Origin of the sequence: Desulfosarcina variabilis str. Montpellier, assembly GCF_048565275.1 — a bacterium.
Classification (GTDB): Bacteria; Desulfobacterota; Desulfobacteria; order Desulfobacterales; family Desulfosarcinaceae; genus Desulfosarcina; species Desulfosarcina variabilis.
Map to the genome: position 1 here is coordinate 103,162 of NZ_CP159846.1, position 16,657 is coordinate 119,818.

Here is a 16,657-nt window from a genome sequence, read left to right on the forward strand (position 1 = left end):
TTAAAATAACGAAAGTTGCTCCTGAACGGGGTTGGCTTTTCTTTTTATTTCTGTTTGAGAAACCTGTTTATAGCGGTTTTCAATATCTTTTACAAACGGGGACAGTTGTCGATGGCATTGCTGTCCATGGATTTGTCTGGTATCGGCGGTACTTAAAAAAAGATGCCGCATGGCCCGGGTCAGGGCGACATAAAACAGGCGCCGTTCTTCGTAAATGTCAGCCGGTCTGCCGGGGGCATGATAGGGGATATATTCATCTTCGCAGCCGGCGATGAAAACAACCGGAAATTCAAGACCTTTGGAAGCGTGCATCGTCATCAGGGATACTTTTTCGACCTGGTGATGATAAACGTCCGTATCTTTGCAAAGGGCAATGGTCGCTAAAAATCCATTGGGATCCGCTTCATAGTCATGACTGATTTGTAACAGCTGCTGGTAACTGCTTTCAAATAGGCGATCATCGGCAACGGTTGGGGTGCTTCCGGTTTTATCCATCAGGGATTCGATCATTTGAGAAACCAAAAGCCCTTGCATTGATTTTTTTATTTGTGTCAGCTCAATAATAAAGTCGAATAATTTCTGTTGCTGGGCAATGGGGATGTGGGGAATCGGCAATCGACGCGCCTGGATCAACGCATCGGTTAAAGGCAGTCCTTTTTTGTAAGCCCAGGTTTTCAAGCGCTGTATCGTTTTTTTTGACACAGATGCATATAGCATCTGGGCGGCGATTTGAAGATCATCGAACCCGCCTGTTTCATGGACCATTTTGAAAACGGCAATCAGTTTTTTAATGCCGTCATGATCCAATATGGTTTTACGATCAACAACCTGACAGGGGATGCCTGCTTTTTCCAGGGTTTCACCAATGATTTGGATCTGGCCCCGCGTTCTGACCAATACGGCAAAATCGGCAAAACTCAGGGGCTGCCCATTGTCATCCACTGCACCGGAATCAATTGAAAAAAAACCCGTTCCACCGACCATCTGTTCGATTGCTTTACCAATGGCCACGGCTTCCGATCGTTCCGTTTTCAATTGCATCATCTGAATGGTTTTGTCACCGCATAAATCCGAAAAAACCGCCCGTCGGTGACCGGTTTCAAGTGAATCCGGGTTGGACCGTATCACCTGTGAAGATACATCCAGAATGGTTTGAATGGATCGATAGTTTTTGCGTAGGAAAACGGTTTTGGCGTCGGGAAAATCATGTAAAAACCATTTAAAACAGTTTGTGTCCGAGCCTCTGAAGCCATAAATGGATTGATCCGGATCACCGATGATGCATACGCTTGCATGGGCGCCGGCCAGTAATTTGACGAGCTGGTATTGACCGGCATTGATATCCTGATACTCATCGATAAAAATGTGATCTAACCCTTCAGAATAGAAGGGGCAATGGTTTTTCTTTTTTCCAAGCAGCGCTACTGATTTAAAAATAAGATCTTCAAAGTCCACAAGATTAAGGATGGTTAATAATCTTTCATATTCTTGATAACACGATACAAAAACACCGAGTTGATCAGGCGGGCAGATCCCGTCCGGCACCTGGGTGCATGCGTGCAGATTTTGTTTGGCACACACCACCCACTGCATCAGTTCATCCACCTTGATCGAATCGCTCATTTTGTTCATGGAAAGAATGTCTTTCATCAATCCACGGCGCATCTCTTCGTCCACCACGCCAAGCGATCCATCAGGCATGGATGATTTCAGGATATGGTAGCCCAGTGCATGAAAGGTTCCCACAAAGGGAAGGCGGCAATCCGCGCTCAACAGACCTTCCAGGCGCGTTTTCATTTCCATGGCGGCTTTATTGGTAAAGGTAACCGCCAGCATGCGATCGGTATTCGATCCGTTTTGGATGAGTTGCGCAATTTTATGGGTTAGCGTGCGGGTTTTTCCGGTTCCTGGTCCGGCCACGATCATCAGATGACCGTGGCTGAGGTCGACCGCCTGCTGCTGATCCTCATTCAAGGCAATGACCGGCGTTGGTGACACCGTGGACGACTTGGGACCGGGATTCGGTTTTGGATTCGATGGGGGTTGACCATAGGGCGGGTCAAGGTTCTTTTTTTTTGAGGACACTTTTTTTTCAAAAGCGGTGAACAGGTTTTTTTGGCCTAAAAGTTGGTTTTTTTCCTGCTTCTCAAAAATCCGGACCGTGCCGTAACAGCCGTCATACCCCGGCGAAAAGGAAACCCGGTTATCGCGCATGCGGCCAATGGCCTCCGCCAACAGCGGTACCCCGGCACGCTCGATGGTCTCGGGCGATAAGGTATGCAGAATATGAAATTCGCTGCCCAGTGTCTCAAGAATTGATTGATAGGTGCGTTGAACCTTTTTCGATTTGGCCCCCACACCAAGGATTTCCGATAGCAGGTCTTCCAAAGGGATCAGTCGGTAAAACGGCAATGCCCGTTCGGGCCGAATGCCTGCCTGTCTTGTGGCCAGTTCTTCAACACGATGAAGAACGCCCAGGGTCAACGGTTTTCCGCATACCGGACACCGTCCCGAATGACTTCTTGTCTGCGATGGGGTAAAACAGACATCACATTTGCGATGGCCGTCCACATGGTATTTACCCTCTTCCGGATAAAACTCGAATGTACCCAAAAACGCATTTTTATCAGCCGTTTCGATGGCTTTTCGAATGGCGAAATAATCCATCCGGGTGTTAAACAGATTGGCTTCACGGCCCAGTTTGGATGGCGAATGGGCGTCAGAATTAGAGACAAGGGTAATATTGTCCAGGGCCGATACCCGCCAGTTCATGGCAGGATCCGATGACAGACCGGTTTCAGCGGCGAAAATATATGAACTGAGGTCATCAAAGCATTCGGTTAATGCGTCAAAGCCTGATTTTGAGCCCAGCATGGAAAACCAGGGGGTCCATATATGGGCGGGAATCAGAAATCCATCGCTCGAAGTGTCAAGCATGATCTCGAGAAGATCGCGCGCATCCAACCCTAAGATCGGTCTTCCATCGGAATGGATATTGCCAATGGCGTCCAGTCGGGCATTGAAACGATTGACACAGTCCAGATCGGGAAAAAAAACAAGATTATGGTTTTTGCGGGTTCGATCCTTCTTTTTATAGATGTTGCTGATTTCACAACTTAAGATAAACCGCACCGGTGCCCTGCAGGACGGGGGAACCCACTCGTCCCAACACTGTTCAATATCCGGTTTTAACCGATAAAGCCCCGGTTCAGCCGGTTCGAGCTTTTCGGTAAGCTCTGAATACCATTGCGGATGGGTGAAATCTCCGGTTCCGACCACAGTGATGCCTTTTTTTTGGGCCCACACATAAAGATGTTCAAGATCCAGATCTTTTGCCGTTGCCCGTGAATATTTTGAATGAATATGCAGATCGGCGATAAATGTTTTTTTAGTCGTCATGGGGGTATGGTTTGGCTAAATTTTAACTATTTGATTAAAATAAGAATAATAATACATGACGTGTGCTTATGGATTTCATTTAGCATGTTTGAATCGATTCGTTAATCGATCTTTTGGAAAATCTTTTTGAGGCGTACAAAATACTTGATATTTTTAAAAAAAAATTGTATATGTATTTGTTTTTAATAATAAATCTTACTATTGGAGATCATAGGATTTTTTAATGGGAATATTATCATCATCTGTTTCCATCACCCAGTACTATGTTGACGGTCATATCGCCGAGCCGATCATTGAAACGGTTGCCAAAGGGTTGAAAAAGTTTTCCGTTGAGGAGATTGACAACGAATCCTCGGATAAAGCCATTGGCTGGGCTTGTTTTAACAATCCTTTTAGCACGGATTTTGATGAAAATCCGTTTTTGATCGGGACTCATTTTGTTTTTTCAATGCGCATTGATAAAAAATCGATTCCCGCTAAAATTGTTCAGAAGCACTATACATTAGAAATGAAAAAACGCTTGGAAAGCAGCGGGCGCGAATTTTTAAGCAAGACTGAAAAAAAGGAAATCAAGGATCATGTATTGAATGTATTAAATTTACGGATCCCGGCAACACCCAATATTTATGATCTGGTTTGGAACTATGAGGCTGAAAGACTTTGGTTTTTTTCCAATTTGAAAGGTGCCAATGAAGAACTGGAAACCCTTTTTACTAGATCTTTCAAACTCAAACTGATCCGTTTGTTTCCATATAGCATGGCCGCCTTAACGTCACCGTTGTCCGACACGGAAAAAGACGAGCTTTCTAAACTGACACCAACCCGTTTTACGGAGTAATTGACCAATTATGCTGGATGTCGCCGTCGCCTATAATCGATATCAATTTTTAGGAAATGAATTTTTAACCTGGTTGTGGTTCACCATTGATACGGCTCCGTCATTTTTTCAAACCGTGGATGCATCCATCACGTCACTGACCATCGGCAATCGAATTGTGCTTGAAAACAGTATCAATGATGCCAGCGAAATCATAACCATCAAGGGAGATGATGCCGGACTGGAAGAAGGGCTATTGTCCCTTCGCAAAGGAGCCGTGGTCGTTGAAATGAATCTGGTTTACAAAGCTGAAAACCAGGAATGGAAGTTCACCCTCAAAGGGGAGAGTTTGAGTTTTTCAGGGCTTAAAGTGCCTGAAACCGGTCCCGTCGAATCCGCCGAGGATATTGAAGGAAGTGTTCTGGAAAAAATATATCTATTTGAAAAAGCAATTGATTTTATAAATCATCTGTTTAATTATTTTCTAAAACAAAGAATTCATCTGGACTGGAACAAACAAACTGTGGGTGAAATAAAAAAATGGCTACAGACCTAGATCGAATTAAATAATAAATAAAAACAAGTCCTTTTAGAGTTATTAATAGAATGTCAACTCCTACTATAACTTTAATTAAATAAAAGGAATTTTTATTATGAAATTTAAGATCAACAAATTCCAAATTGTTAATGTGCTTTCAAAGGTACAGGGGTTGACGGGGCGGCGTAGCAACCTGGCCATTACTGAAAATGTTCTGATCCGAGCCAGCCAGGAAGGCATCCATATAACCGCAACCGATCTGGAAACCGGATTCGAAGGACTTTATCCGGCAGTTGTGGAAGAGGAGGGTGCGATTGCGGTAAGCGCCAAAAAACTCTACGAAATTATTCGCGAGTTTCCATCGGAAGAAATCATTATTCATGAAGTGGATAACCGGTGGATCGAAATCGGAAAAGACAAGGTTCAGTATCATATCGTCGGCATGAATCCAGATGACTTTCCGGAAACCCCCCATATCAGTGAAGTGGATTTTTTTGCCATCGGCGCATCCGTACTGGAGAAAATGATCGACCGGGCCATTATCATATCCGCTGCCGGTGATGAAAAAAGGGCCCACATCAATGGTGTTTTTCTTGAAAGAACCCGGACAGACGATGGGCATCTGTTCAGATTTGTTTCAACCGATGGAAGCCGGTTGAACACGACGGATTGTATCTATGATTCAGAAACGACCGTTCCGGAAGGAGAAGGTGTTCTGGTTCCTAAAAAAGGTCTGAATGAGGTCGCCAAGTTTTTAGACGTCGAAGACGAGGTGCAAATAGGAATTAAAGAAAGTAATTTTATTGTTCAAAAAGAGTCTGAAACCATTATTATCCGTTTGCTTGAAGGAGAGTTTCCCAAGTACCAGGATATTATCGGTAAAGGAGATGGGCATATTATCCGCTTGGAGAAAGCAAGTTTTGCAAAAATGCTCAAGCGGATGTCTATTCTAGCGACCGATAATTACCGGGGGGCGGTTTTTACTTTCGATGAAAACAAGTTGGTTGTCACGGCAACCAATCCGGATTACGGTGAATCCAAGGAAGAAACCGAAATTGAATTTACCGGGGATGTAATTGAAGTTGCCTTTAACCCTAAATTTTTTCTGGATACCATAAGCGTTATCGATGATGAAGAAATAGTGATTAATATTGTAGATAGTAACCATCCTTGTGTCATCGAAGGAGACACGGATAAAACATTTATCAGCGTTATCATGCCAATGAGAATATAAACCCTATGAACGATAAATACGATGCCAGTAGTATTGATGTTTTAGAAGGACTTGAACCTGTTCGGCTGCGGCCGTCCATGTACATCGGAAACGTGGATGTGGCCGGTCTTCATCACCTTGTTTACGAAGTGGTAGACAACAGCATCGATGAAGCAATGGCTGGATTTTGTGATCATATCAGAGTTTTTATTCATCCGGATAACAGTATTTCAGTAGATGATAACGGCCGTGGCATCCCTGTTGATATTCATCGAACTGAAAATGTTCCGGCAGTAGAAGTTGTTCTTACCAAGCTCCATGCGGGGGGAAAATTCGATAATGACAGCTACAAGGTTTCCGGTGGTCTGCACGGCGTGGGGGTCAGCGTGGTCAATGCCTTGTCAAAATTTTTGGAAGTAGAAATTTATGCAAACGGGAAAATCTACTACCAAACCTATGAAAAAGGAACAAAAACCAGTGAACTGAAAGTAATCGGCGAGAGTGAAAAAAGGGGTACCCGAATTCATTTTATTCCCGATGAAGAAATTTTCAATGTCACTGAATTCAGTTATGATGTGTTAGCACGACGGCTCAGGGAACTGGCTTTTTTAAACAAAGGCATTACCATTTCCATTGAGGATGAACGGTTCGATAAAAGCGAAACCTATTTTTATGAAGGTGGAATTGTATCTTTTGTGGAGTATTTGAATCGGCGTCATAATGCGCTGCACGATACGGTTTTTATCGACGGATATCGCAACGACGTCAATATCGAAGTCGCTATCCAGTACAATGATACGTATAAAGAAAATATTTTTTCTTTTGCCAACAATATCAATACCGTTGAAGGTGGCTTTCATTTGATTGGGTTCAAGGCCGCGCTGACGCGATGCATCAACCAGTATGCCGTCAATGGAAATTTACCAAAAAATTTATCGGCCAAAATCAGTGGCGATGATGTCCGTGAAGGATTGACCGCTGTCATTAGTGTAAGAATAATGTCGCCCCAGTTTGAAGGGCAGACCAAAACCAAGTTGGGTAACAGCGAAGTCAAAGGACTGGTTGAATCGCTGGTCAATGAAAAACTAAGTGCCTTTATGGAAGAAAATCCGGCGGTTGCTCGAAAGGTCATCGAAAAGGCAGTCGATGCGGCCCGAGCGAGAGATGCAGCCAAGCGGGCCAGGGATTTGGCAAGAAATAAAGGCGCCCTTATCGATTCCACCTTGCCGGGGAAGCTGGCTGAGTGTCAGATATCCGATCCAGCGATTCGAGAACTGTTTTTGGTTGAGGGGGACTCCGCCGGTGGATCCGCGAAACAGGGCAGGGACAGAAAATTTCAGGCCATCTTGCCGTTGAAGGGCAAAATCTTAAACGTTGAAAAAGCACGGTTTGATAAGATCCTGCGTAGTGAAGAAATAAAAAATATTATCACTGCGCTGGGTACCGGTGTGGGCAAGGAAGAATACAACATCGAAAAAATTCGTTATCATAAGATCATTATCATGACCGATGCGGATGTGGATGGCTCGCATATTCGGACCCTGCTGCTGACATTCTTTTACAGACAAATGCCCGAGTTGGTGGATAAGGGATACCTGTATATCGCTCAGCCACCGCTTTTTAAAATAGGTAAAGGAAGAAGTGAAACATATTTAAAGGATGAAAAAGAGTTAAACGATTTTATTCTTAAAAAAATATGTGAAAAAAAGAAAATTAAGATTGTCGGCAAAGAAGAAATACTTGCCAATCATCAACTCTTCATTTTTTTGTGTGATTTAAGTGAATATGTTTCCGCGATCACGAAGCTTGAACATACTGGTTATGATCCACTGATTGTTGAGCTGGTAATAAAGGCACAAGTCCTGGATAAAGTATTTCTACAAAGCCAGGAAAAAATGCAAGGGTTGAAAAATACGTTGGAAGATAAAGGATACAGTGTTCCATCCTTGTCCTACAGTGAGGACGATGACATGTATCGCTTGATCGTCCAAACATCGTCTGAAAACGATTACCAGCAGACAATGATCATTGGAAGAAATTTAATTTATTCATCAGACTTTCAAAAATGTTTAATACTAAACAAAAAATTAGAGACCATGGATCATCCTCCGTTTGAGGTGATCACCATCGATCGGGAGGAAACACCGGTTGTGTTTGAAGAAAAGCGAGAGCTTTTTCAACATTTGGTCGAGGATGGAAAGAAGGGGCTTTCTATTCAGCGTTATAAAGGCCTTGGTGAAATGAATCCAGAACAATTGTGGTTGACGACCATGCATCCGGATAAGCGCAATTTACTGAAAGTCACGGTGGAGGACGCGGTGGAATCGGATGAAATTTTTACGATTTTGATGGGCGACGAAGTCGAACCCAGACGGGATTTCATCCAAAATAACGCTTTGGAAGTCAGTATGCTGGACATATAAAAAATATCATTGCTACAAAAAAGAACCCCTGACCTTCCAATGGAAAAATCAGGGGTTCTTAAATGGGTGCGCTCTTTTAATGGCAAATATTTATGCAGCACTCACTTCAGCAAAAGCAAACAGCAATCGGCATCAACGTCAGCATCAAAATCAACATCAACTTCAGCATCTACATTTATCGCATCAGAGTGAAAATCAGGACAGGGTCAACTTTGGGTATCTGCAAAAAAGAGCATGTACTCACTCTCATAAACCCATGATGTTGTCAATCCTTTTTTTTGTCTCTTGAAGGCTAATAAATTACCTGTTTATAGTTAACTAATTAAAAAAATTGTATTTAAAAATCTATCGTTCCCGGTGTTCGGGGAAAGGGAATTACATCCCGGATGTTGGTCACCCCGGTCACTAACATTAACATCCGTTCAAATCCCATTCCAAATCCACTGTGCGGGACTGTTCCATAGCGTCTGGAGTCCAAATACCACCAGTAGCTGTCTTTGGACAGCCCGGCGGTTTCCATTTGCCGTTCAAGTACATCCAGCCGCTCTTCGCGTTGACTCCCACCAATTATTTCGCCAATGCGAGGGACCAGAATATCCATGGCTGCGACGGTCTGTTCGTCATCGTTCAAACGCATATAAAACGGCTTGATGGTTTTTGGGTAATCGTAAATGATGATTGGTTTTTTAAGGTGTTTTTCGGTCAGGTAGCGTTCATGTTCGGATTGTAGATCCAATCCATACTCAATGGGATAGGAAAAGGATACCTTGGCCTTTTGCAAGATATCGACAGCATCCTTGTAAGGCAGGCGCTCAAAATCAGACGAAACGATATTGTCGAGGGTCGGCATCAGTTGTTTATCGACAAAACGGGCGAATAATTCCATATCTTGCGAGCAATGATCCATTGTAAACTGGATCAAATGCTTGACCAGGGTTTCGCCCAATTCCATGTTTCCGGTCAGATCACAGAAGGCCATCTCCGGTTCAATCATCCAGAATTCGGCAACGTGGCGGCTGGTATTTGAATTTTCAGCGCGAAAGGTGGGGCCAAACGTGTACACATCACCCAGCGCAAGGGCAAACATTTCAGCCGATAACTGGCCTGAAACGGTTAAATTGGATTCTGTTCCAAAAAAATCATTGGCAAAGTCGAACTTACCCGCTGGTGGGGTCGGCATGGACGGATTCAGCGTGGTCACCCGAAAAAGCTCTCCTGCCCCCTCGCAGTCCGAACCGGTGATAATCGGCGTTTGAATATACCGGAATCCCCTTTGCCTGAAAAATTGATGAACGCCAAAGGACAATTCTGATCGAATTCTGAACACCGCTCCATACTTATTGGTGCGTGGTCTTAGGTGGGCAATACTTCTTAAAAATTCATCGCTGTGGCGTTTTTTTTGGAGTGGAAATGTATCCGGCGCCAAACTGATAACATCAACTTGGCTGGCCTGAATTTCCCATTGTTGACCCCCACCTTTGGATTCGACCAGCTTCCCCCTCACCGCAAGAGCCGCTCCGGTGGTAATTTTTTTGACGGCATCATAGTTATCGATGGTTTCATCGACAATAATTTGAATGTTTTTAAGACAGGATCCGTCATTTAGCTCTATAAAAGAAAAGCTTTTGGCATCCCGTTTGGTCCGCACCCATCCTTTGACCCATACATTTTCGATGGGATGATCACTTTTTATCAGGTTGGTAACTTTCGTTCTTTCCATCACCCGTCACCCCTCATGATTGCATTGATATAATAAAAATATGCGCCCCGTTGAACGAGCAGTACCACAGACGGCTTATCCCGGTATTTGACCATGGCCGCCTTGAAATCGGACAGGGTCTGTATCCGTTCTTCATCCATTTGATGGATGATATCACCAGGATTCACCCCGATTCGATCCAGATGGCTACCCCGGCGCAACTCGACAATAAATACCCCCGAGCTGGCTTTTAGACCATATTTGGCCCGCGCCTTTTTGGTTACATCGGCCACCACAATTCCCAAGCGCTGGTTGGCCAGGTCAACCGCATGGTCCAATGGAAAAATTGTTGTTTTAAGGGAAGTGGTTGAAATTTTTCCGTTTCTATTAATTTCAACCAAGATGGTTTGGCCTGTTGAAATATCATTTAATTTGAGCTGATAATCATCCACAGTATAGATTTTTTTTTCATCGATGGACAGGATAATATCACCTTTTTGGATGCCGGATTTCTCGGCCGGGCCATCTTTGTCCACGGATTTGACCATCACCCCTTGATTGCTGATATTTAAATAATTGGCCAGTTTTGAATCAATCGCTTGAACCGTCATACCGATCCATGGTTTTACAACCGTTCCAAAATTGATCAGATCGGAAATGATCCGTTTGGCCCGGTTAATGGGAATGGCAAATCCGATCCCTTGCGCCTGAGCATAGATTGCCGTATTGATTCCGATCAACTCACCGTTGATATTAAGCAACGGCCCGCCGCTATTGCCTGGATTAATGGATGCGTCCGTTTGGATGAATTCGTGAAACACGCGATCCGATGTCTTGATACTGCGGTTTACTGCGCTGATCACACCGGTTGTCACCGTGTGGGAAAACCCAAACGGATTGCCGATGGCGATAACCGACTCACCGATCATAATGTCATCCGAATTTCCCATTTGAATGGCCGGCAGCGCTTGGTCTGTCTTTATTTTAAGCACGGCCAGGTCGGAATCCGGATCCATACCGACGATCGTTGCTTCAAAGTCCCGTTTATCATTCAATACTACATTGATGGTCGTCGCTTTTTCCACAACATGGGTATTGGTCAATACGAATCCATGCGTTCCATCAATAATCACACCAGACCCCAGGCTGGTTCTTTCTTCCCTGCGCTGCATTTCCGGAGAAAAAAAATCACGAAAAAATTGTTCGACCTGGGGATCCATTGCATACCCTGAAAAAGGATTGGAATTCTTGCGTATTTCATATTGTGAACTTATATTCACAACAGCCGGGCTAACCCGTCGGATGGCACGAACAACGCTGTTTTCGCGTGATTCAGCAGCGCTGGAGAGCGGTTGAGCGTTCATGAACAAAAACAGCAGTAATCCCAAAAGGAAGGACACGATACACTTTTTTTGATTGATTTGTTCCAGTAACTTTGTCATTTCAACTCTTTTTTAAAATTATAGTAAAAATAGAAACATATCATGAGCAAAATGACCATTCAAGACATCCTGGCGCTGGTTCAAAAGCCCAGCCGATATTTGGGGTTTGAGGTGAACCGGATTACGAAACCATGGGACGATGTGGATCTTCATGTGGCGCTGGCGTTTCCGGATCTGTATGAGATTGCCACCTCCCATTTCGGTATTCAGATTCTTTACAGCCTGCTTAACGCAAAAAACGATATTCTGGCCGAGCGGGTGTTTGCCCCGGGGATGGATATGGAAGCCCAGCTTCGAGAAAAAAAATTGCCGTTGTGCAGTTTGGAATCGAAAGTGTCCCTCAAGCAGTTCGATATTATAGGCTTCAGCCTGCTTTACGAGTTGAACTACACCAATATGGTGAACATGCTCGACCTATCTGACATTCCTTTTTTTAGCCATGCACGCAGCCATACCGATCCGCTTGTTATTGGGGGGGGGCCATGCATGTGCAATCCTGAGCCGGTGGCGGATTTTTTCGATGCCATCGTCGTGGGGGATGGAGAACCCGTCATCCTTCAAATGACCGATGCTTGGAAAGCATGGCGAAAAGCGGGGGCTGGTGACCGGCGGCAACTACTAAAATCCTGGTCGCAGATAAAGGGCGTGTATATTCCCTCCTTTTTTGAGGTGACCACCGATAGTGGGGGAAAACAGCGACTGATTGCCAGGCAATCCGATTACCAGTATGTCGACAGAGCGGTTGTCTCCAGCCTTGATGATCTACCGGTTCCCCCTTCGCCGATCATCCCATTCGGTAAACCCATCCATGATCGGTTGAGAATGGAAATTGCGAGAGGTTGCACCCGTGGATGTCGTTTTTGTCAGGCGGGCATGATTTATCGCCCTGTGCGCGAGCGTCATCCGCAACATATTGTATCAGCGGTTGAAAAAGCGCTCACGCAAACCGGGTATGAAGATCTGTCCCTGCTATCTTTAAGCACTGGTGACTATTCTTGTATCGCGCCACTGATGAAAGCCATCATGGCCTTTGGCGAACGGGATCATGTGGCCATCTCCCTGCCGTCACTGCGAGCCGGTTCACTGACGCCGGAATTGATGGAACTGATAAAAAAGGTGAGGAAAACGGGGTTCACCATTGCCCCTGAAGCCGGCAGTCAACGATTAAGAGATGTGATCAATAAAAACATCACCGAGCAAGACATCGTTGAAACCGTTGAGAATGCATTTTCCATGGGGTGGCAGGTGATCAAACTGTATTTCATGATTGGTTTGCCCACGGAAACGCAGGATGACATCCAAGCCATTGTGGACTTGGTCATACGCATCCAACGACTGGCCAAACAGAAAACCCGGCGCGGGAAAATCAATGTCAGCATTGCCACCTTTGTGCCCAAGCCCCATACACCGTTTCAATGGGAACCCCAAATCCCCCTTGAAGAAGCCATGCAGAAGCTCAATTGGTTGAAGGATCGTTTAAGTGCTTCGAATATCCACGTCAAATGGCAGGATCCACGGGTCAGTATTGTTGAAGGGGTGTGGGCGCGGGGTGACCGACGATTGAATCAGGTGCTTGTGGATGCATGGCAAAGTGGGTGTCGTTTCGATGGTTGGACTGAATTTTTTAACTATGAGCGGTGGATGTCCATTTTCAAAAGGGCCGCTATCGATCCACGCACCTATGCCGATGGTTTCTTGGATATTGGGGACAAACTGCCCTGGGACCATATTCGAATCGGTGTGGATCGACAATTTCTTGAACAGGAGCGTACAAACGCCCTCGATGAGGTGATTACCCTGGATTGCCGCCACGGAAAGTGCAGCGGTTGTGGGGTGTGTGATTTTAAGGTGCTAAAACCCATATCCTTTCACAACCTTGAAAATCCAATTGTTACCGATCAACCGATGGCCGAAGCAGCCCCCTTAGAAACGACCACTAAATACAGGGTCCGTTTCAGCAAAATGGGATTGGCTCGGTACATCGGGCATCTCGAGATGATAAAAATTTTTACGCGCAGCTTAAGGCGGGCGAAAATTCCGGTAAAATACTCACGCGGCTTTCATCCCATGCCAAAGATATCATTCATGGACACCCTGCCCACAGGCATGCAAAGTGAGGCGGAGCAAATGATCCTTTCCTTGACCACCGCCATGGACCCAGCCGACATTGTTCGTAAGCTAGGCCCACAAATGCCCGATGGAATCGATATTTATGGGTGTGAGCGTTATACGCGAAGAGACCAATCGGACTTGCGGGATCATGTTCATTACCGTGTGGAACTAAAAGATGGATTTTTTGCCCAAAACGATTTAGACTACTTTTTTACACAATCACCCGGAACTATCGAAAGATCCACGAAAAAGGGAAAAATCGTTCAGATTGATCTTAAAAAGGCAATTAAACACATTGATATTATCGATTCACAACACGCTCGGATGACGCTTGAAATGGTTGACAAGCGTGTCGTGAGACCCGCTCATATTATGCGTTTCATCTTCAGGTTAAACGATCCGCAAATCAATACCGCCATTATAACAAAAAGAAAAGCGGACTATGTATAAAAAAATAATCATTAATGTTTTCGACCACGAAACTCGCGTTGCACTCGTGGAAGATGAAACCATCGCGGAATTGTTCATTGAAAGGAAAGGAAGCAGGGATAGTACCGGAAATATCTACAAGGGCCGGGTTCAGCGGGTGCTTCCGGGAATGCAAGCGGCTTTTGTCGATATTGGACTCAATCAGGCGGCCTTCATTTATGTGGATGATGTAATACGAAATGATTACAAAGACATAGAAGAACACTTCAGTTGTAACGATATCGATGAAGAAAACAGCATCAATGAAGATCAGGAGGCCGCCGATGTATCCTTTTCCATCGACACCAAGAGCAATGACACCCAGCATGACAACATTGAGGATCTGATTACCGAGGGACAGGAAATCCTGGTTCAGGTCTCCAAATCACCGATTGGAACCAAGGGTGCCAGAATCACATCCAATATATCATTGCCTGGTCGATTTTTGGTGTTGATGCCCACCTCTTCACACATTGGTATTTCAAGGCGAATCGAGGATGAGGGCGAGCGCCAACGGCTTAAAGATATTGTTACCGAACTGGCGCAGAACAGTTCCATGGGCTATATTGTCAGAACGGCGGGAGAAGGTGTTCAGAAGGAAAAAATTGCCTACGAAATGGGGTTTTTAAAAAACCTGTGGGGCAACATTCAAAAAAAGTATCAGACCGCCGGCACGCCGTCTTTATTGCACCAGGAATTAAATCTCAGTCTCAGAGCGGTCAGGGATCTTCTAATTCAGGAGGCCGAAAAATTGGTCATTGATTCCCGAAAAGACTATGAATCCGTACTCAATTTTTTGGATACGTTCAACCCCTCCTTAAAAGAGTCTGTTGAGCTATATGATGGAAAAGAACCCATTTTTGATGCCTATAACCTAGAAGGGGATATTTCACGGGCACTGAAAAGAAAGGTGTGGCTTAAATCAGGCGGGTATATTGTTATTGAACACACCGAAGCCTTGGTGGCGATCGACGTGAATACAGGGCGTTATGTGGGAAAGCACAATCTTGAAGAAACCATATTAAAAACCAACTTGGAAGCGGTTAAAGAAATCGCCTACCAGATCCGATTAAGGGATATCGGAGGAATCATTATCATTGATTTCATCGATATGGAGAAAAAATCGAATCAGGAAAAAGTATTTTCGGCGCTTAATGAAGCGTTTACCAAAGACCGCAGTAAAACCCATATACTTCCCATTTCTGAAATGGGGCTGATTCAGATGACACGCAAACGAACTCGCAAGCCGCTTACCCGACTATTGTGTGATCCCTGCCCCTATTGTGATGGGGAAGGTTATATAATATCAATAAAAACAATATGTTATGGTATTTTTAGGGAGATATTGAGGTACGCGGCGGATATGGTGGGGTCAAAACTGACGGTTCGGGTCAATCCAGAAGTTGCTGAATTTCTTCATGGTGAAGAAAACAGACTGATACCCGGATTGGAAAAAACCATTACCAAACAGATCATCATCTATCCCGACAATCGGTACCATATGGAAGCGTTTGAAATTATTGAGTCATCAACAAATTGAAATTTTTAAATATTCATTTTTCGGACGGGCGGGCACATATCATCCATTGACCGAATGAATTGCACCTTGACACTTATAATATCATGTGGTTAAGATACTCGATTCAACCGATGATTATTTGCAAAGTATGGGAACACTATTTTTTGATGAGAAGGACAGATAAAAAATGAAACGAACCTTTCAACCCAGTAGAATTAAACGCGCCAGAACCCACGGTTTCAGAAAAAGAATGTCAACAAAGGCTGGAAGAAGAATTATCAACCGTCGCAGAGCCCGAGGAAGAAAAAGACTGGCATTATAAATGGTAAATCAATACAGACCCCTTCATATAAAATCTTTGAAAACAGCCAAATGAGTGCAGTGCTGTAACAAGGGGTCTGCATTGTTGAAACCTTTTTCGTTTACCAAGACGGAACGTATTAGAAAATCATCGGAATACAGAATTCTATCGAAATACGGGACTCGCTATTACAGCGATTATTTTATCATTATTTCCCGAAAAAACCAGTTTTCAAGCTCACGTCTTGGTATAACCGTCTCAAAAAAGGTCGGGAAGGCCGTAATAAGAAATAGGATCAAGCGAATCATTCGCGAATATTTTCGATTGAACAGAAGCATGTTGCCGGTCCATTTGGACATGAATGTAATCGTCAGGCAGCCGTCTGCAAAATTAGAGAATGCGCAACTTAGAGAAAAGTTTGGGTATTTAATAAAAAAAGTATCTCAACGTCACAACTAAGCGCACGATGACTCGACTGGCATTAATAACGATTCAATTTTACAGAATTTTTATATCGCCTCTATTGGGGCCGGCATGCCGATTTGTACCGACCTGTTCAGAATACGCGTATCAGGCGATCTCTACTTATGGTTTGATGAAGGGGAGCCTGCTTGCGATAAAAAGAATTTTACGGTGCCATCCATTCAATCCCGGTGGTTTTGACCCGGTTCCGTGATTTTTTTATTCCGTTCGAAAATAGATCCATATCGTTTTAAGCCCACCACG

General features: G+C 44.4%; 12 protein-coding genes. 9 read left to right on the plus strand and 3 right to left on the minus strand.

What is annotated here, in order from left to right; all coding sequences use genetic code 11:
* The gene (locus Dvar_RS00510) at positions 1–3,399 is read right to left on the minus strand and encodes a UvrD-helicase domain-containing protein (RefSeq protein WP_419659772.1); all 3,399 of its coding nucleotides are present in this window, start codon (positions 3,397–3,399) and stop codon (positions 1–3) included.
* Between the two features lie 223 nt (positions 3,400–3,622).
* Here Dvar_RS00510 and Dvar_RS00515 point away from each other — a divergent pair, with 223 nt between their 5' ends.
* The 4 genes from Dvar_RS00515 (at position 3,623) to gyrB (ending at position 8,390) form a co-directional block, all read left to right on the plus strand.
* A complete protein-coding gene (locus tag Dvar_RS00515; RefSeq protein WP_419659773.1) occupies positions 3,623–4,237 on the plus strand; it encodes an exonuclease in 615 nt (204 codons plus the stop codon).
* A gap of 10 nt (positions 4,238–4,247) precedes the next feature.
* A complete protein-coding gene (locus Dvar_RS00520; RefSeq protein WP_419659774.1) occupies positions 4,248–4,772 on the plus strand; it encodes a hypothetical protein in 525 nt (174 codons plus the stop codon).
* Between the two features lie 97 nt (positions 4,773–4,869).
* Positions 4,870–5,988 carry a DNA polymerase III subunit beta gene (gene dnaN / locus Dvar_RS00525; RefSeq protein ID WP_419659775.1) on the plus strand — a complete coding sequence of 373 codons (1,119 nt, stop codon included), beginning with the start codon at positions 4,870–4,872 and terminating at the stop codon, positions 5,986–5,988.
* A gap of 5 nt (positions 5,989–5,993) precedes the next feature.
* Positions 5,994–8,390: a DNA topoisomerase (ATP-hydrolyzing) subunit B gene (gene gyrB / locus Dvar_RS00530; protein ID WP_419659776.1), complete on the plus strand. Its 2,397-nt coding sequence runs from the start codon at positions 5,994–5,996 to the stop codon at positions 8,388–8,390.
* A gap of 337 nt (positions 8,391–8,727) precedes the next feature.
* Here the strand turns inward: gyrB and asnS are convergent, their stop codons facing one another.
* Positions 8,728–10,110, minus strand: a complete 1,383-nt coding sequence (asnS, locus tag Dvar_RS00535) for an asparagine--tRNA ligase (RefSeq protein WP_419659777.1) — start codon at positions 10,108–10,110, stop codon at positions 8,728–8,730.
* A complete protein-coding gene (locus tag Dvar_RS00540; protein ID WP_419659778.1) occupies positions 10,110–11,531 on the minus strand; it encodes a Do family serine endopeptidase in 1,422 nt (473 codons plus the stop codon). Before Dvar_RS00540 ends, asnS begins: the two co-directional genes overlap by 1 nt.
* Before the next feature lie 42 nt (positions 11,532–11,573).
* On the opposite strand from Dvar_RS00540, the gene Dvar_RS00545 reads away from it, so the two are divergent.
* The 5 genes from Dvar_RS00545 to yidD all read left to right on the plus strand — a co-directional run bounded on the left by Dvar_RS00545 (position 11,574) and on the right by yidD (position 16,607).
* A complete protein-coding gene (locus Dvar_RS00545; protein WP_419659779.1) occupies positions 11,574–14,093 on the plus strand; it encodes a TIGR03960 family B12-binding radical SAM protein in 2,520 nt (839 codons plus the stop codon).
* On the plus strand, positions 14,086–15,651 hold the full coding sequence (locus tag Dvar_RS00550; protein ID WP_419659780.1) for an Rne/Rng family ribonuclease: 1,566 nt from the start codon (positions 14,086–14,088) through the stop codon (positions 15,649–15,651). Before Dvar_RS00545 ends, Dvar_RS00550 begins: the two co-directional genes overlap by 8 nt.
* 166 nt (positions 15,652–15,817) lie before the next feature.
* Entirely contained in the window at positions 15,818–15,952 is a 135-nt protein-coding gene (gene rpmH / locus Dvar_RS00555; RefSeq protein WP_419659781.1) for a 50S ribosomal protein L34, read from the plus strand.
* A 54-nt stretch (positions 15,953–16,006) separates the two neighbouring features.
* Positions 16,007–16,390, plus strand: coding sequence for a ribonuclease P protein component (gene rnpA / locus Dvar_RS00560; protein ID WP_419659782.1), 384 nt, complete (start codon positions 16,007–16,009; stop codon positions 16,388–16,390).
* Between the two features lie 7 nt (positions 16,391–16,397).
* Complete coding sequence (gene yidD, locus Dvar_RS00565; protein ID WP_419659783.1) at positions 16,398–16,607, plus strand: membrane protein insertion efficiency factor YidD; 210 nt, start codon at positions 16,398–16,400, stop codon at positions 16,605–16,607.
* Positions 16,608–16,657 lie beyond the last annotated feature (50 nt).